Source organism: Acrocarpospora macrocephala, assembly GCF_009687865.1.
Classification (GTDB): Bacteria; Actinomycetota; Actinomycetes; order Streptosporangiales; family Streptosporangiaceae; genus Acrocarpospora; species Acrocarpospora macrocephala.
On sequence record NZ_BLAE01000008.1, the window covers coordinates 215,618 to 233,638 of the forward strand.

Genomic DNA, 18,021 nt, shown 5'->3' on the forward strand with positions numbered 1-18,021 from the left:
CGCGCCCCTGCCTGGGGGGCGGGTCCGGTGTGGACTCTGTCCGTACAACTGCGGGCTTGACGAGGGCCAGACCGGGCCCTGCCAAGTGCGCAGAAATCGGGACGGGGTGCTGGAGACGGCCACGTTCACGGCGGCGGTCGCCCATGTCGACGCGATCGAACGCAAGCCGTTCTACCATCTGCGACCCGGCGCGCGAGTGCTCACCGTGGCCAGCCCCGGATGCACGTTCTCCTGTGGATACTGCATCAACCACCGGCTCTCCCAGTACGGCCGGGAAGCTACGGCGCCATGGCTCGGATCCGCGGCGATCCCCGCCGAACTCGCCGCCCAGGCCCGGGCGGCCGACGCCATGCTGGGCCTGTCCTACACCGAACCGGGCCTCGCGCCCGAGCTGACCTTGGCGCTGGCGGAACAAGGCCTGCCGATCGTGTGGAAGACCAACGGCTTCCTTACCCCCGCGGCGATCGACCTGGTGGCCCCGGTGCTACTCGGTGTCAACATCGACGTGAAAGCGGCCGATACCCGCTCGCACCGGGATCTCACAGGCGCCCCACTCGGACCAGTTCTGGACGCGATCGAACGTTTCCTCGCCGCCGGTGTCTGGGTTGAGGTCTGTACGCCCCTGATCCCCGGAGTGTCCGCCTCACCCGAACAACTCGACACCATCGCCCACCGGCTGGCCGCGATCTCCCCCGACCTGCCTTGGCATCTCCTGCGCTTCACGCCGGACTTCAAAATGCTGCTGGACCCACCCACCCCGCCCGCCATGCTCGAATCCGCCCGGAAGATCGGGCACGAGGCAGGCCTCCGGTTCGTCTACGTAGAACGGGCACTAGGCGCGCCAGGCCGACGAACGGAATGCCCGGGTTGCGCGACCACGCTGGTGGAACGCGGAATCTGGGCAACCCACGAAGTCCACCTCCGTAGCGACAAATGCCCCAACTGCGGCGCCCACATCCCCGGTCGCTGGGAGGTTCGCCCATGACCGACCCACGCCTCCGCGCCTGGGCCACCGCCCACGCCCGCTCAGCGGGCCGCTCGGGCATGCACCAGTCCGCCGGTACGGCAGGCGCCATCGAACTCGTCGACCAGGAAACCTGGCTCCCCCGCGACACCGCGATCCGCGCCCTGGACTGGACGTTCCTCGAGGACGGCCGCCCGGCGCTCGCCTGCTCCGACGGCGCCTCGGTGTACGTGCTGGACGGGGAGACCGGCGCGATCATGTCAGGCTGGGGGACACCCACCGCGGTCGTCCGATGGTGGCGGCGGAAAAAGCCGGACGCCGACTATCTCATGATCGCCAACGGCGACCTGGCGTTGCTCTTCCACCCGCACGGCGATTCCCCGGAGCGGCCCGAGATCCGCGCGGCCCCCCTCGGCACGGCCATTCAGACCGTCGCCGCCTCCTCGGAGAATTCCCTGTTCGCGGCCGCCGGGCTGAGCAAGGAAGTGGTCCTGTTCCGCCTGAGCCGGTCCCATGGGCTGACCCGGGACTCCACCCTGCTTGGACATCGCGACTGGGTCGTCGACCTGGCCTGGTGCCGTGATCTCCTGGCCAGCGCGAGCGCGGACGGCACCGCCAAGGTGTGGAACGGCAAGACCGGTCGGCTCCTCCAGACGCTCGACCACCGCGGCTGGGTCTCGCACGTGGCCTTCGCGGAACTCCCCGACGGCACCATGCTCCTGGCGACCGCCGCCCAGGACGGAAAGGTACGCGTCTGGAACCCCCTCACCGGCGAGCTGATCCACACGCTGACCGGCCACATGATGGAGGTCTCCTGCGTCGCGTGGACGGTACTCCCCAACGGCCGGGCATTGCTGGCGTCGAGTGGTTACGACCAGATCGTCCGGGTGTGGGATGGCCAGACCGGCGCCCGCCTGACCGAGAGCGCGCCCCTCGGCGACATCCTGCACGCCGTCATCTGGGGACCCACCCGCGATGGCAGGCTCAGACTGGTGGCCGGCGGCGCGGCGGGCGGCCTCGACGTCTTCACTCTGATCATCGACACCTCGACGACCGAGACCGATTCGCGCAAGGCCAAAGCGGCCAAGAAGGTCAAGCCGATCAAGTCGCTGACCGCCGACTCCGTCCCGCTGCCCGCTGGAGTCGACCCGAATCTGAGATCCTGGCCCCTGCCCGGCGATCTGATCGCCACCACGCTCAAGACCCACACGATCCGCGTGGTCAACCGAACCGGCGAGCACGTATTCGATCTTGCGGGCCACAAGGGATTGATTCTGTCGGTAGAGGGATATGTTGACGCCGCTGGGCGATTTCTGGTGGGGAGCGTGGCGGCTGACGGAGCGCGAGTGTGGAGCGACATCAGCCCCCACCTTGGGGCGATTGAGTCGGGACCCATCTGGATGATGGGAAGCCCGGTGGATGACGGTGTGGGAATGCCGACCAACCCGGTGGAGGTCGCATCATCACGTGAATCATCAGTCGGCCAGATGCGAAGCGTGGCCTGGGGGACACGTCCAGATGGTGACGTCATTTTCGCCGTGGGGGGTACTGCGGGCGTCATAGTGTTGAACCTGTCGCGCGACCGAGCGCCCATACGTCATCGTCGAGGTCAGGTGACGTCGGTCGCCTCGGCCGAACTCCCCGACGGAGAGCTTCGGCTGGCCATCGCGGTTCCCCGCGCGGGCATAGAGATCCTCGACTCGAGGAACGAAACCATCGCCACGCTGCACCACACCTCCTCGCCGAACGCCGTCGCGTGGGCGGTTCTCCCTGACGGAGATCTGCGTCTGGCGAGTTGTGGTGTCGATGGTGTCGTCAAGGTCTGGAACGCCGAAGACGAGCAGGTCACGACCTTGTCCGGGCACAACAAAGCCGCCAACGCGGTCGCGTGGGCGGTGCTTCCCGACGACAGGCTGCTGCTCGCGAGCGGCGGCAGCGACGCCGTCGTCCACATCTACAACGGCCACTCCGGCAAGGTGCTGGCCTCGGTGACCGGATACGGCGGGCCGGTCATCTCGCTCAGCTGGGAGATCCGCCCGGACGGCACCATCGAGCTGTGGACCAGATCGTCCAGCGGCACCGACCGCTTCGAGGTCAAGATCACCCCACCGCTCCCACCGCTTCCACCGGTTGAGCCGGTAAGGGCAGCACCCCCTCCACCGAGAGAGCGTATTCTTCCCGGATCGATCGCAGCAGGACTGCTCAAACTGGGCGAAGGAGCCCTGTGGCCCGCGCTCGGATTGGTCACCGATCTGATCAGCCTCACCGCCCCCACGGTCGGCTCGCTGCACGATCCCCAGCTCAAAGCCTTCGAGCAGCACCCGGGCATCGTCCGGCTCCGCGCTCTCGCCTGGCCGGAAGCGGCCCGCACCGCATTCGCCGCCCTGCTCCTGGCCCCCCTGGACCACAGCCCGATCTTCACCCCTCCAACCGACGGATCGGACGAGATCGAGACAGCGCTCGCCCACGCCCTGACCACCGATCCCATCCGCGCCGTCGCCACCGGCTTCGACCTGGACCAACTGAGCCGCGCCGCCTACGGAATCACCGAGCAGACGATCACCCTCCTGTCGCTGATCGGGTCACAAACCGCCATGGACGACCCGCTGCTCCCCCTCCGGATGAACCACCACGTCCCGCACCTCCCCACCCTCACCGAACGCCAACTCCGCCTGCTCGCCGACCAAAGCCACACCCCTGACCGGCGGTTACGCCGCTCCGGCGGTGGAACGCTCCGGCACACTCCCGGCACAGCGGGCATCATCCGCCATGGCCAGCCGACCCACCTCCTCCACACCGACCTAGCCCTCCCGGTCGACCTGTTCAACCTCCGCAGCCTGCAAAGCCAACTCCTCTACCGCCGCCACACCACCCCCCAACCCCCGGTCCCCCGCCCGCTGACCCTCATCCTCGACACCACCCCTCCCACGTACGGGCCGGCAGAACAAGCCCTACGCCTGGCCGCCCATGCCCTCACGGTGGCCTCCTGGGCGTACGGACTGGAACCCATCCTGATCACCCTGACCGACCCCGACCAGCCGATGCCCCTCGCAGGAATCGAGCAACTCCTGCGAATGTGGACAAGCCGCACCCTCGAAGCCCCGCATCCCGCCCTGGAGAAGGCCCTCGACACCGCTTCGGCGACCGCCAGAACGACGGTGGCCCTGCTGCACCAGCACGCACCACGCCGCGGCCACACCGCCAGCTCGTCCGTCCCTTTCGTCACCACCCGGCACCCGGCCGAGCCCGTGGGGCCGCGCGCCGGAAACGCGTACCACTACGAACTGCCGCCCAGCCCGGGCGGCGCCGATCTCACCGCGCTCATCAACGCGCTCCTGCTCCCCGGAACGGCCCGCCAAGCCTCCACCCGACCACGCCCGTGAGGAGTCACCCCGATGGCCGACCACAGGTTCGTCGCCTCCCTGCCCGACTTGATCGACCCCGCCGAATATGACGCCCACCCGGACGGCGGCCTGATCCGGCTGCGGATCACCGTCACGGACACGGGCGTGGAGGTGCTCGGCGACGGGATGCGCCCCGAGCAGATCGAAGCGGTGCTCGACGCCCTCAACGGCCCGGACGAGGAAGGCCCCGAGATGGAGCAGATGCTGTGCGGCTAGATGACGCCCTCGCGGGTCCTGACGGCACTGTGCCGGTAGATGACGCCCGCACCGGTGCGAGGAGGAAAGCCCCGTGCGATTAGAGGAGGAGTTGACGCGCGGCATCGAGGCCGGGCTCGCGCCGGCGCCGAGCGAACCGGAGACGCGCGAGGGCCGGGCGGTGACCGTGCCGTCGCACTGGTGGTTCAACCTGGTCTGCCACACGTGCGGGCATACGTTCCGGCGCGGCGACGCAGTCCTGGTCGACTTGGTGGCCCGTATGGTGCGGCATCTCGAACCGGGACTGGACTGCGCGGGTGGACCCGGCGCCGAGCCGTCCGCCACAGTCGCTGAATTCGCCGCCGGTCTACAGGACGGCTGGCCCGCGTCCGTCCCTTTGGTACGGCTGGCGAAGGACGACTGGCGCGTGCCACGCCCGGGACAGCGCCACGCGGCCCCGCGCTGTCGCTACTGCGCCCACACGTTCCGCCCGGGCGAGCACATCGTGGTGTGCCCGTGCCGGGTCGGTGATCCCGCCTGCGGGGCGGCCGTGCACCGCGACCCAGCGCGCGGCCTGTCCTGCTGGGAACGCTGGCAACCGGACGGCGTGGTGGCCATCTGCCCGGTCGCCAAGACCAAGGTGACCGACCATGGCTGATAGCCACCCGGTGATCGACCCCGGACGGGAGCCCACAGGGACCGGAATGGCTGACGGCCAGCCCCTGGTGACTGACATGGCTGACAGCCTGCCCGGTCGGGAGTCCGCGTACGACCGGCAGCGGCTTATCCCCGGCTGGGATCAGGACCGGCTGGCCGCCGCGACGGTGGTGGTCGCCGGGGTGGGCGCAGTCGGAAACGAGATCGCCAAGAACCTCGCGCTCGCGGGTGTCGGCCGGTTGATTCTGTGCGACCCGGACACCGTGTCCGTCACCAATCTGAGCCGTACCGTCCTGTTCACCCCCGATGACCTGCACGGCGCGAAAGCCGAGGTAGCGGCCGAGGGCCTCCGCCGCCTGGTCCCCACGCTCCAGGTGGAGCCCCGGATCGCGCCCTTGATCAGTGGCGTCGGTCTCGGCGAGCTGGCGGACGCGACCCTGGTGGTCGGCGCCGTGGACACCATCAGGGCCCGCATGCAGCTGCTCGGCCGCTGTGCGCTGGTCGGCGCCACCCTCATCGACTCGGGCACCCAGCCCTGGGGCGGCGAGGTCCGCTTCCGCCCGCCCCAGCCGGACGAACCGTGTTACGCCTGCACCCTGACCGAACACCAGCGCAGCCACAGCGACCTGCCGTGGAGCTGTTTCGAACCGCGTGACACCGGCCCGGAGCCCGCCAGCATCGCGGCTGCGGCACTGATCGGAGCCTGGGCCACCACCGCCGCGCTGGAGTTCCTGATGGGCCGCCCCCCGGCCTGGCGGCTCCTCTCCGTCGAGTTGAGCGGGCGCACCGGCCCGGTGCAAATCCGCCGCGACCCCTCCTGCCCGTACCACCATCCATGGACAAACCCCCCGTCACCGCTGGCGTCGAGCGCCGAGACGACCGTGGCCGAACTCCTCACCGAGTTCGCCCCAGAAGACGAGCCCGAAACATGGACCGACTTCCCGCTTCCCCTGTTCTGCCGAGTGTGCGGCCTTTATCCTCAACTGGCAGATCGGCACGACGGAGTCACCGACCGTGACCACGTCCGGCTGTGCGCGCGGTGCGGCGCGCTGCTGCGGTCCGTCACCAGCGTGCGCCTGCGGGACGCCGCACCTGACCTCCGGCTGCGGGAGTTGGGCGTCGCACCAGAGGAGATCCTGCCCGTCCGCGGAGCACAGGGAGAGCGCCGATGTGTGCGTTTGAGTCGCGACTAGGCCGCGAGGAGGAGCCGGACGGACCGGACGCCGTCCCGGACATCCAGATGACCCGGGCCGATCGGGCGGAATTCCTCGGCGTGCTGGCCAACATCTACTCCACGGTCGCCCGCGCCGACCTGATCCTGGACTCCATCGACTTTCCGCCGCAGCGTCGGCCCTCGTTCGCCGACACCGCGGAAAGCGCCTGGAACGACATCTTCCGCGAGATCAACAACGGCATCGTGCAGGCCGGCTACCGGGGGCTGCTGGAGCATGCGCTGCGCGTCTACGGCAACAACCCGCACCTGCAACGATTGCGCGACCACTACCTGCGCCCGTCACCCCGGCCGGCGCCCGCGCCGGAACCCGAGGAACGCGAGGAGCCCGCGCGGGCGGCGCCGCCGGAGACCTGCCACGTGATCTTCCGGGCCGACAACGAGAACGACCGGGCCGCGGCGCGCGACCTGCTGGAGGCCGCGGGGCTGGCCCCGGCCGAGGTCTGGTCGACCCCGTCCGCGGTGTCCTTCCGGGTCGGCTCCGCCGACTCCACGATGATCCGCCGGATCCTCGACCACACCGACTTCGGCTGGACGGTGGTGCCGCCCGGCATCCCCGACTACCTGCTCAGGCAGCTGTTCATCGAAGGCCCGGACGGGCGCCGGTTCCGGATCGTGGACGCCCCGGCGCAGCAGACGGTGGGGCATGTCGCCGCCGAGGTCGTCGGCGCGTACGGCCAGAACTTCCCAGGCGGAAAACGGCCGACGGTGATCGACCACGTCAACCCGGACGGCTCGGGACGGCGGTTGAACCCGGACGGAACCCTGCACGAGGAGGGCGTGCACGACGGCGACCACCTGCGGGTCGGGTTCCACGCCACCGCCGCCGCGGTGAACCCGGTGGACCGGGAGGACGCCCTGTTCCGGGTCAAGAACCAGGTGCTCGACTACGCGGCCGCCCACCCCGATTTCCGGGTGGAGGCGAATTCGCTGCTCGCGCCCACCGAATACCGGCTGGAGTTCGAGCAGCCCAGTTTCGGGCCGCCGGAGGTGCCGGGCGGCGAGCCAGTAGACATCAGTTTCCACGTGGTCGTGATCACGCTGGGGCCGGAGTTCCCGGTGGTCGCGCCCAAGGTGTTCTGGATGACGCCGTTCTTCCATCCGAACGTGTGGCCCAACTACGACAGCCCGCGGATGCGGGAGAACAAGTTGGCGGCCGGGCTGGTCTGCCTGGGCGCGCTGGACGAATCGTATGAATCTTCCCTGGACTTCGGCACCCTGTGCGCGATGCTGCGCGAGATCGCCGCGTACCGCAATTACAGCGTGTGGAAGGACGACGGCTCGGTGGACTTCTTCGACGGCGACGCGGCCCGGTGGGCGGAGCTGGCGGGCGGGCCGCGCATCGCGCGGATCGGCGGCACCCCGTCGCACGCCAGGCTTCAGCAGAAGGGCAGCTACCTCAACGTGATCGAGCGGCTCGGGGCCGACGAAGCATGAGCTACGAGGTTGAGCTCTTCCGGGGCGGGGATCAGACGCCGGTGCGCCGGGTGCCGCTGGAACCCGTGCTGCGCCGGTTTTTCGAGAGCCAGCTCGACCAGGCGCTGAGCGGCGCCGTCATCCAGCTGCTCTTCCTGCCGGAACCGGAACCAGGCCCTGCCGTCTCGCTGGAGAACACCGGCGGCTTCTCCGTCGCCAACCTCCGCCCCAGGTACGGCCACGTACAGGTGCGGGTGCTCCTCAACGACGAACTGCTGTACCAGCATCCGCACCCGGTAAGTGAATTGCTGGGACGCGCGCTGCGAGACACACTCAGGGAGTTGGCACCCGACGAACGGCATTGGGGGTTCGGGTTGCACGGGCCGAACTTCGACCATGGACCGCTGGTGCGTCCGGTGCCCGAGATGGAGCACGGTGTGCACATCGAGGTCGGCGCGCACCGGGGCCGCATCTTCGACCTGGAGGAGTTACCCCCGCCGGACCCGCCGCTGAGCACCCTCGCCGAACTCGGCGCGGACGCCACGCCGAGTCCGGGCAAACCTATCGCGGTAGTCCTCGGCAAGAGCATGTACGCCGCGTTCACCGAAACCCATCCGTTCTCCACCGAAGTGGAGGAGGGCGGCTTCCTCGCCGGGCGCGTCTACCGGGACGCGGCGGCCCCCGGCCGGCACCTGATCGAGCTGACCGCGATGATCCCCGCGCAGCGCACCGGCGCCTCCATGCTGAGTTTCACCTTCACCGGCGAGAGCTTCCTGAGCGTCGGCGAGCTGCTGGCGGTGCGGCGGCAGGGCGAGGAGCTCGTCGGCTGGTATCACACCCATCTGTTCGCGGCCGGTCGCGGCCTCGGGCTGTCGTCGGTCGACGTACGGCTGCACCGGTCGACGTTCCAGCGTCCGTGGCAGGTGGCGGCGCTGGTCAACATCTCGCGAGGCGCCCGGGTGCTGCGGTTCTACTGCCGGGATGACGCCAGGGGGATGATGCTGGCGCCGTACTGGACGGTGCCCTGATGGGGGCGGTGGAGACGGCGCAGCGGGTGCTCGACTGGGTGGCCCGCCCGGCCGGAAATGTGCCCAACGGCACCTTGTGGAAGGCCGCGCGGCTGGCCGACCCGCCGCCGGACGTGGTCCGCAGGCTTGCGGAGATCACGTGGCGGAGTAACGCGGTGCGGGGGATGGGCAACCCGCCGTTCGGGGAGGCGGCGCGGGTCGGGCTCGGCGGGGTACTGCTCGCGGCCGTGATCGGCGGTCGCGATCACCCGGAACCGGCGATGATGATCGCGAACTCGCTGGTACGGACGAGGTCGTGGCTGCCGGACGCGACGGCCCGGCACGCGGTGGTGCTGCCCGCGCTGCGCGGGGTTCCCGCGTGGGAGGGCGTCGAAGGACTGCCGGACATCCTGCTGCGCGCCTCACCCTTGACCGCCGTGCTGCACCATCCGCCGGGTGATCCGGATTCCTCGGAGTACCGCGCCGTGCAGGAACGCGTGGCCGAGCTGGTCGCGCGGCCACGTGGGCGAGCTGTCGTGGTGGGCACGATGGCCGAATGCGACTCGGATGTCCGGGTGCTCAGCTGGCGGGCGTACCTGCTCAACCAGTGGCTGCGCCACGGCGAGCTGGACCTCGTCCGGGACGTCTACGCCACAGCCTGGCTTCGGCACGGCAAGGCGTGGGCCAGGCAGATCGGCCAAGCACTGCGCTGGGAGGGCAAGCCGACCCCGGTGATGAAAGCGACCGGAACCTATTGGGCGGCTGCTGAGCGAGTGGACCTCGGCAGAACACGACCGGTCGCGCGCGGCTATGACAGCGCGCTCCGGCTGGTCCACCGCTACCGCACCTGGAGAGGGAGATGATGGCGCCCCGGCCGCACTTCCGGTTCGTGAGCGCGGATCCGCAGCGGTTCGACGATCTCGTCATCATGCACTCCGACGACTGGACGCTCGGGCAGCTCCTGGCGGAGGTTCCCGCATTCCTGCTCGAACCGGACTTCGATCCCGCCCATCTCGACGTCGGCCTGAGATCGCTGAAGCTCACCGTGACCGGCGATCCGGGTGGCCGCCCGCTCTATCTGCCGCCGGGTGTCGCGCTGACCTCGCTCACGCCCGCCGAGCCGCCCCCCGCCGAACTGATCGTGGAGACAGCGCCCGCACCCTTGCGGGAGTTCGCGGACGAGGGCCACCCCGAGCACCTGAGCGAGCGAGCCGCCGTGCTGATCGCCCACCAGGTGGAGATCGACCGCGCCGGCGCCTACCTCAAACGCGGCTTCTCCGTCCTCATCCAGTGCGAGAAACTCCTGGTCGAGCACCTCATCGACGAGATCGTGCACCAGTCCGACCGGGCCAGAACCGTGATCAAGGCGGAGACGGACACCGACTCCACGCTCGGCCTGCCCCCCGCCGGCCGGCGCAGCGCCCAGCTGGCCGCGCTGGAGAAGGAGGTCAACGACGCCGACGAGGAGCGGATCGTCGTCGTCCCCCACCTCGACCTGCTCGCGGGTGGCAGCAACACGGCGATCAGCTCCGAGGCCCGCGAGCTCACCGACGTCCTCTACGAGAACAGCACCCGGGTGCTGCTCGCCTTCACCGACCCGTCGCTGGTGCTGCCCGAGGTCCTGGCCGACCGGTTCGCCGTCCGCCTCTCCCTCGACGTGCTGCCCCGCGAGGTCGCCACCGCCAGCGGCCGCCGGGTCCCCGTCGGCCAGGCCCTCGTCCGCCGGGAGGAAGCCGAGCTGTTCCGCGATTTCAACCCGATCGCGCTCTACAAGAACATCGCCGGCATGAACGCGGTACGGCTCAGGCACGGCCTGCGCTTCGCCTACCACGAGCACCACCAGCGCCCCGACCCCACCTTCGCCGACCTGCTCCAGGAGCTGGCCCTGTTCAAGGCGCACACCTCGAACTCCTTCGAGGTCCCCAACGTGCCCTTCCGGAAGATCGGCGGCTACCAGCCGGTCAAGGACGAGCTGAACCGGGCGCTGTCCATCATCTCCGGCGCCGCCGCGGGCTTGGCCGACCTGCCCGAGGAGGTGCGCCAGGACCTGGTGCCGCGCGGCTTCATCTTCCACGGCCCGCCCGGCACCGGAAAGACGCTGTTCGCCAAGGCGGTGGCCAGCGAGCTGGACGCCACCATCCTGGTCGTGTCCGGACCCGAGGTCACCGACATGTACGTCGGCGAGAGCGAACGCAAAGTCCGCGAACTCTTCGCCGAAGCCCGCCGGAACGCCCCCTCGGTGCTGGTATTCGATGAATTCGACTCGATCGCCGCCAAACGCACCGGCAGGGACGACGGCGGCAGCCGCGCGGGCAACGCGGTGGTGGCCCAGCTGCTGACCGAACTGGATGGCTTCCGCCCGGAAGTGCCGGTCCTCATCATCGGCACCACCAACCGGATCGACATCATCGACGACGCCCTGCTGCGCCCGAGCCGGTTCCGGGCCATCAAGATCGACCTGCCGGACGAGGAGGCCAGGGCGGCGATCGCCCGCGTGCATGCTGGCACGTTCCTGCGCGAGCAGCCCGACGACGAGCTGTTCGCCGCGATCGCCCGGGCCACCGAGGGCATGAACGGCGACGAGATCCGCTCGATCTTCCGCGACGCCCGCGCCGACGAGCTGATCGGCGGCCCCGACGCCCGCCCCGACGCGCGACGGCTGGGCGAGCTGATCGGCGCCCTTCGCCGGGCGGCGCAGCAGCGCGAGATCGACCAGCGGCGCCCTGCGGGCAGGCCGGCCGAGGCCGCCTCCTACCTGCCGCTCACGCCGCGGCACCGCCCGATCCTGGCGGAACTGACGGTTCCCACATCGCGGGAGGATGAGTGAAACGTACGCCGGAGAAGCTTGGGAAGGCTTTCGCGGGGCGTCTCGATGATGTCAAGGATATGTTCGTCGATCGCGGCGACGTGGTGGACGTGCTCGCCCTCGGCGTGCTGAGCCGGGAGCATGTACTGGTGGTGGGCCCGCCGGGCACCGCCAAGTCGCGGCTGCTGGAACGCTTCTGCCGGTTGCTGGAGACCAAGCCGTTCAGCTACCTGCTCACCCGCTTCACCGAACCGGCCGAGATCTTCGGGTCGATCGACGTGAAGGAGTTCCAGGACAACAGCGTCTACAAGATCAATACGGCGGGGATGCTGCCCGAGGCCAGGATCGCCCACCTGGACGAGGTGTTCCGGGGCAGCTCGGCCATTCTCAACACGCTGCTCAGCCTGATCAACGAACGGACCTTCCACACCGGCCAGACCGTGCTGCGCAGCCCGCTGATCTCGCTGGTCGGCTCGGCCAACGAGATCCCCAACGACCCCGAGCTGGAGGCCTTCAGCGACCGCTTCCTGCTGCGCTGCATCGTGCAGTACGTCGGCGACGACGACCTGGACGACGTTCTCACCCAGGGCTGGAAGGACGAGCAGAACCGCATCAAGGCGGACGTGTCTTCTGACGACGATCGCTGGGACCGGGAGCTGGTCCCGTTGCAGCCCGCGGAGCTCGCCGACCTGCAGCAGGCGGTCGGCAAGGTGGAGCTGGCGCCGGTGCGGGCCACGTACACCAAGATCCTCAGATCGCTGCGGGCGGAGGGGGTCACCTTCTCTGACCGGCGGGCGGTGAAGGCGCAGAAGGTGTTCGCGGCGTCGGCGCTCCTGCGCGGCCGGATGACGGCCGATGAGAGCGACCTCGCCCGGATGGTGCACTTGTGGACGGATCTGGCGGATGAGGGCACCTTGCGCAGGATTGTCGCCGATCACGGCGTGCCTGTGGACGCCCCCGGCAGCGGGGCCAGGGATCCGGTGCTCATCAAGATCGACCTGCGGAGCATCGCCCGGTTGCGGGATCAGGCGACCACGGGCGCGGAGCTGCAGAAACTCGCGCAGGACAACAAACGTCTGGCCCATGAGCTGCGGCGGCAACATCCGGGTGAGGCGGATCTGATCAAGGCGGTCGAGCAGGAACAGATCGCGCTGATCACCAAACTCCGGGAGCTTGACCCGGAAAGGTGGCTGAGCTGATGTGTAACCCGCGCCGGATCCGTGTCCGCGCCACCCGGCTGCTGGCCGAGTCCTGGGATCACGAGGTACGCCGGTCGGTCGAGCTCACCGACCAGGTCGTCGGCGAAGCCCGGGTTCGGGAGCGGCTGAGCCGGTCGGTCGGGCTGCCGACCCTGACCGCGCTGGCCCGCGTGCTGGGCCGTACCGAGGGCTGGGAGGAAGGCGAGGACGGCGTGTTCCGGCACCCGCTCGACGGGGGTGTGCTCTCCTATGATCCCGACTCCCGGGACCTGGAGATCGTGGCCCGGGTGAGTGACCGGGTGCGTGCCACCGGCGCGGCCAGGGCGACGGTCCGGGCTGAGATCAGGGACACCGTGGCGGCGACCGGCATCGGCACCTACTACGACGACGAGTGGGGTGGAATCACCGAGGAGGACGCCACCAGGGAGGCCAACCGCGACGCCGAAGTCGCCCTCGACGCGGCAGCCGAGACCGCACGGGCCAAGCAGCGGGAACAGGCCGAGAAAGCACACGGGGACGTCCTGGCAGGCCAGGCCCATCGCAACGCTCTCGACACGCTGGCCGTGCTGCGCGGGGCCCGGGAACGTGAACTCGCCGACGAGGCGTCCCGGCTGCTCACCGACATCGGGGCCGACGCCCGCGCGCTGTTCCATCGCGCTCTGGCGGAGGCCTACCGCGACGCGATCCTGGCGTACGCGAGGACCCGCAGGGCCACCGGGATCAGCTCCACGGAGGGTCCCGACGGCGTCCTGGACATCGAATTCGAGCTGGAGGTCTGAGGTGCGGGTCCGGGTCAAATTCCGGTACGACCCCGTCACCGGCGAGGTGGCGATGTTCCAGGTCGAGGACGTGTCCACCGGCCCCCAGGAGGCCGACCACAACGCCCGCCACGACCGGATCACCTCCGAGATCGCAGGCCTGATCGAACGCGGCGCGCACATCGTCGAGGTCGCCCCCGGCCAACTCCCCGACCGACTGATCGAACCCACCGAGACACCCGAGACCGAGGACGAACAACGGGAACGGCGCCGCGATGGTTGATGCCACGCTGTACCGGAAGGCGGCGCTCTGCCGCGAGTTGTGGGTGCGGGGTCGTGATGGTTGACGCTATGCCGTGCCCGAAGGCGGCGCTCGGCTATGAGCTGCCAGGGACGAGTCGAGGCACCTTGTGCCGGAGGGCGGCGCTTTACTGCGGGTTGCGGGTGCGGGGTCGTGATGGTTGACGCTACGCCGTGCCCGAAGGTGGCGCTCTGTTATGAGCTGCGAGGCACCTTGTGCCGGAGGGCGGCGCTTTACTGCGAGTTGCGGGTGCGGGGTTGCGATGGTTGACGCCACGCTGTACCGGAAGGCGGCGCTTTGTTATGAGCAGGCCAGGCATTGGGAGGACGCGGCGCGCTGCTACCGCGCGGCCGGTATCCCGCTGCGCGCCGCCGCGCTGCACGAGCAGATCGGCAGGTACGACGAAGCCGCCACGGACTACCTGGCGGCCGACGAGTTCGAGATCGCGGGCTGGCTGCGGGTGCACCACCTGAATCAGCCGGAACCAGCCAGGGAGGCGGTCGAGGCCGCTGAGGACGGTGCTCGCCGCGCGCTGGTGCTGGCTCGGTGCGATCTGGCCGAGCATCGCCCGTTCGAGCTGGTCGTGCCCGCGCTTGACCTGGTCAGGGCGGATCTCGCCGATCCGATCAACGTCCCGTTTCCGCATCGGGAGCTGGAACTGTGGGCGGTCGTGGTGGCGGAGCTGGCGGGCCGGTTCGACCAGGTCGCGCTGATCTTCGCGGCCGCGGTCAAGGGCGGACGGCACAACGCGGGGGAACGCTGGACCGAATGGGCCAAGCGGGTGCTCGCCACCCCGCTGGTGATCCCCGAAAGGTAGTCGCGATGGCAGGGCGGTTTCCTTTGGGCGGGGACGTGGACAGGTGGTCGTCCCTGGGTGGGGATTCGGATGAGTGGTTGTCCATTCGCAATGGCGCGGATGGGGGTCGTCCTTGGGCGGGGATTCGGATGAGTGGTTGTCCATTCGCAATTGGGCGGATGGGGGTTCGTCCTCGGGGGGGAATCGGATGAGTGGTTGTCCTTGAGCGGGGAGCGCGGATGGGTGGTTTCCGTCGGGCGGACGAGTGGTTGTCCTTGGTAGAGGACGTGGAAGGGCGGTTTCCTTTGGGTTCGGAAGGGTCGTCGCGGCCTGGGTTTGTGGTGCGCTTCGGGGCCGCGACCACGGCGTTGATGTTCGCGGCGCAGTTGCACCGTTCGGACGATCTTGCCGGGATGGGGTTCCTGCGCTCGGAAGACGCCTGGTGGGTGCGGGTGGATCTGTCCCTTGACGTGGTCAGGGAGGCGGCGCTCAGTTGTGGTGGGCGGGTGCACGTGATGTGTGCCGGGCAGCTCGTGCCAGACCGTGGTTGGGGCGAGCCGCCCACCGAGGGCGTCGGGCCGGAGCTGTCGTCCCTCACCGAGACGCCACTCGTCGATGCCGTCAGGATCGCCGGGCTGGTCAAGACGCCGCCGACACCGGTGTCTCAGGTCACGATCGTGGTTCCGGGGCTGCGGCTGGCGGAGCTGATCCGGCGCGCGCTGGACCTGAACCTGACAGTCACCTACCAGCGGGTCGATCTCACACCGCTGTTCGAAACCGACGATCGAGCTCACGGCCCGGGCGGAAGACCTGGACGATCCGGGTACACCAGGGACGGTGACCAAGCGCACGCTCCGGGCGGCGGGCCTGGGCGTACCGGGGACGGCGACAGAGCTTACGCTCCGGGTGGCGGGCCTGGGCGTACCGGGGACGGCGACAGAGCCTACGCTCCGGGCGGCCGGTCTGGCCGATCCGGGTATGTCGTGGACTTGGTGGCGGGTGCGGGGAACGTCTCGCCGTCCCTGGTCGCGGCGCTGGAACGCGACCCGTTCGTGCTGGTCTGCCGCAGGGTGCGGGACCGCCTTCTGATCCAGCACCGCCACGCGTCACCGCTCCCCGACCGAGTCCTCGCCGCCCTCGTCGACCACGGCGTCTGGGTGCTCGCCGCCGACGGGTACGGCTGCGCCCGCCTGACCGCCCACGGCGAGCCCCAATCGGGAACCGCGTTCGTACGCTCGCCCGTCGACCGTCCCCTGCAACCGCTGGAATCCCTCCCGGAATGGCCTGACGCGGTGCCGGAGCCGCCCACCCTGACCGTGGTGCCCGCCAGGGCGCACGGCCAGAAGATCGACGCGGTGCTGCTCAGCGACGAGGGACTGGCCGCCCTGCCCCTGGTGCTGGAGGGTCTGCCCCTCGCCGAGACCGCCCAGCTCACGCTCGGCCGTGACCGCCACCTGCTGACCGCCACCGGCGGCGTGCTGGAGGACCTGCCGGTAGGGGAGCCGCTGCGTTGCGTCGGACCCGGCCAGCTCTACCTACCGCTCGGCTTCCGCCTCAAGCCCCGGCTCCCACCCGCAGCACGCAGAGCCCTGTTCCCGACCGACCAGGGCGACGCGATCGTGCTGACCGCGGACGCCTGCTACGCGTTCCTGCTCAGGACCGCCGTACCCGTCTGGCAGCTATGGGCGGGCGAACCACCCGAGGTCGACATGCAACTGCCGCCCGAAATGGAGCGTTCGCTGCGGTTGATCGACGATGGGCTGACACCTCAGGAACGCACCCGGCGAGTCGATTTCCTCCCCGGCCTGCGCCGCCCCCGGAGGTCCGGACCCCGCGGTATCAGGCCGACGCCGATGGAGCGCGGCAGCTGGCAGGACCAGGCCTGGGCCCTGGAATCCGATGGCCAGCTGATCCGAGCCGCCGAACTCCACAACCGCCACAACCAGCCCCTCCAAGCCGCCCGCCTGTACGAACGAGCCGCCGAACTCGAAGAAGGCTGAGCTCTCCCCGTATCCGGAGAACCGAACGCCCCAACAGACCGCTGCGTGCACGCGGGAGTCCGCCCAGCACGTTGAGCATGATCAGCGTCCCGTCATTCTTCCCCGTGGCGTTGAGCGGCAGAGGGGAGCGGCCTGCTAAGCGGAATCTGGCGTTGGTGTCATCGAATTTTCAGATGCGAGGTGAAGGGTGGTCGCTACCAAACGGAGGAGGGCACATGCACGATCACGACCGAGGACTCGCGTTCGATCTTTCCCGCTTGATAGGCCGCCGAGGGATGCTCGGACTGTTCGGCGGCGCAATGCTGGTCGGCGCAGTGGGCTGCTCCGAACCCGAACAAAACACGTCCACCCAGGCAACCGGCCAACCAGCGAACGGCCAATCGTCAAGCTCCCAGGAAGAGATTCCAGACGAGACAGCCGGTCCCTATCCCGGGGACGGATCCAACGGCCCCAATGCGCTGACCCAGAGCGGCGTCGTCCGCCAGGACATCCGATCGAGCTTCGGCTCCGCATCGGGAACAGCCCAAGGAGTTCCGCTGGTCGTAGAACTCAACATCATCAACGCGGGAGCGCCATACGCGGGCGCCGCCGTCTACCTATGGCACTGCGACCGCGAAGGCAGATATTCGCTGTACTCCGAAGGCATCACCGAGGAAAACTATCTCCGCGGCGTCCAGGAAGCCACCCCAGCCGGCCTGATCCGCTTCACCACAATCTTCCCCGGCGCCTACACCGGCCGCTGGCCACACATCCACTTCGAGGTGTACGGCAACCTCACCGAAGCAACCACCGCCTCGGAACCCGCAAAAACCACCCAACTGGCATTCCCCCAGGAATCCTGCACCGAGGTATACACAAACCCCGGCTACGAACAGAGCGCCACCAACCTGGCAGCCTCCTCCCTAGAAACCGACAACGTATTCAGCGACGGCTACACAACCCAACTCGCCACCATCACCGGCGACCCCACGAACGGCTACACGGCCAGACTCGACGTGCACGTCTAAACCTCAACTCACTGCCACTTCTGGCACCGATACCCCGAGAGCCCAACAGGATGCAGCCACTGCTGTCGGCGCCGGTGCGGCGAGAAGTATCGCCTGCGTGAACGGCGCCGGATAACGGCGAGTGACCTGGCGGCCTGTTCACGCTGTTGGATGCTCTAGGACCGCTCGACGTTCGGGTTCAAGGGCCTTCGATGTTCGGATCGAAGACACTCAACCGGAGGCCGCTGTCGCTTGTTGGCGCCGGTGCGGCGAGAAGTATCGCCTGCGTGAACGGCGCCGG

15 protein-coding genes are annotated in these 18,021 nt (G+C 69.2%); all 15 read left to right on the forward strand.

From position 1 onward, the window contains the following. The first annotated feature begins 85 nt into the window (after positions 1–85). The 15 genes from Amac_RS07980 (at position 86) to Amac_RS08050 (ending at position 17,741) form a co-directional block, all read left to right on the forward strand. On the forward strand, positions 86–985 hold the full coding sequence (locus Amac_RS07980) for a radical SAM protein (RefSeq protein ID WP_218040933.1): 900 nt from the start codon (positions 86–88) through the stop codon (positions 983–985). Further along, positions 982–4,347, forward strand: a complete 3,366-nt coding sequence (locus Amac_RS57205; protein WP_155353664.1) for a WD40 repeat domain-containing protein — start codon at positions 982–984, stop codon at positions 4,345–4,347. The genes Amac_RS07980 and Amac_RS57205 overlap by 4 nt, the downstream gene beginning before the upstream one ends. A 12-nt stretch (positions 4,348–4,359) precedes the next feature. Further along, complete coding sequence (locus Amac_RS07990) at positions 4,360–4,584, forward strand: radical SAM-modified peptide, FtsH ternary system-associated (RefSeq protein WP_155353665.1); 225 nt, start codon at positions 4,360–4,362, stop codon at positions 4,582–4,584. Positions 4,585–4,657: 73 nt separating this feature from the next. Then, positions 4,658–5,221 carry a hypothetical protein gene (locus tag Amac_RS07995; RefSeq protein WP_155353666.1) on the forward strand — a complete coding sequence of 188 codons (564 nt, stop codon included), beginning with the start codon at positions 4,658–4,660 and terminating at the stop codon, positions 5,219–5,221. 76 nt (positions 5,222–5,297) lie between these two features. Continuing rightward, complete coding sequence (locus tag Amac_RS08000) at positions 5,298–6,413, forward strand: ThiF family adenylyltransferase (RefSeq protein WP_155353667.1); 1,116 nt, start codon at positions 5,298–5,300, stop codon at positions 6,411–6,413. Then, positions 6,389–7,888, forward strand: a complete 1,500-nt coding sequence (locus Amac_RS08005; protein WP_155353668.1) for an effector-associated domain EAD1-containing protein — start codon at positions 6,389–6,391, stop codon at positions 7,886–7,888. Before Amac_RS08000 ends, Amac_RS08005 begins: the two co-directional genes overlap by 25 nt. Further along, the gene (locus tag Amac_RS08010) at positions 7,885–8,895 is read left to right on the forward strand and encodes a JAB N-terminal domain-containing protein (protein WP_155353669.1); all 1,011 of its coding nucleotides are present in this window, start codon (positions 7,885–7,887) and stop codon (positions 8,893–8,895) included. The genes Amac_RS08005 and Amac_RS08010 overlap by 4 nt, the downstream gene beginning before the upstream one ends. Next, entirely contained in the window at positions 8,895–9,737 is an 843-nt protein-coding gene (locus tag Amac_RS08015; RefSeq protein WP_155353670.1) for a hypothetical protein, read from the forward strand. The genes Amac_RS08010 and Amac_RS08015 overlap by 1 nt, the downstream gene beginning before the upstream one ends. Then, positions 9,734–11,701 (forward strand): ATP-binding protein, encoded by a 1,968-nt coding sequence (locus Amac_RS08020; RefSeq protein WP_218040934.1) that lies wholly within the window; start codon positions 9,734–9,736, stop codon positions 11,699–11,701. The genes Amac_RS08015 and Amac_RS08020 overlap by 4 nt, the downstream gene beginning before the upstream one ends. Continuing rightward, the gene (locus tag Amac_RS08025) at positions 11,698–12,879 is read left to right on the forward strand and encodes an AAA family ATPase (RefSeq protein WP_281356253.1); all 1,182 of its coding nucleotides are present in this window, start codon (positions 11,698–11,700) and stop codon (positions 12,877–12,879) included. Before Amac_RS08020 ends, Amac_RS08025 begins: the two co-directional genes overlap by 4 nt. Beyond that, a complete protein-coding gene (locus Amac_RS08030; protein ID WP_155353716.1) occupies positions 12,879–13,658 on the forward strand; it encodes a molecular chaperone DnaJ in 780 nt (259 codons plus the stop codon). The genes Amac_RS08025 and Amac_RS08030 overlap by 1 nt, the downstream gene beginning before the upstream one ends. Position 13,659: 1 nt before the next feature. Continuing rightward, a complete protein-coding gene (locus tag Amac_RS08035; protein ID WP_155353672.1) occupies positions 13,660–13,920 on the forward strand; it encodes a hypothetical protein in 261 nt (86 codons plus the stop codon). A 280-nt stretch (positions 13,921–14,200) separates the two neighbouring features. Next, the gene (locus tag Amac_RS08040) at positions 14,201–14,755 is read left to right on the forward strand and encodes a hypothetical protein (RefSeq protein WP_155353673.1); all 555 of its coding nucleotides are present in this window, start codon (positions 14,201–14,203) and stop codon (positions 14,753–14,755) included. A gap of 317 nt (positions 14,756–15,072) precedes the next feature. Beyond that, entirely contained in the window at positions 15,073–16,734 is a 1,662-nt protein-coding gene (locus Amac_RS08045; RefSeq protein WP_155353674.1) for a DUF8588 domain-containing protein, read from the forward strand. Between the two features lie 215 nt (positions 16,735–16,949). After that, positions 16,950–17,741 carry a dioxygenase family protein gene (locus tag Amac_RS08050; RefSeq protein WP_155353675.1) on the forward strand — a complete coding sequence of 264 codons (792 nt, stop codon included), beginning with the start codon at positions 16,950–16,952 and terminating at the stop codon, positions 17,739–17,741. The last annotated feature ends 280 nt before the right edge of the window (positions 17,742–18,021 follow it).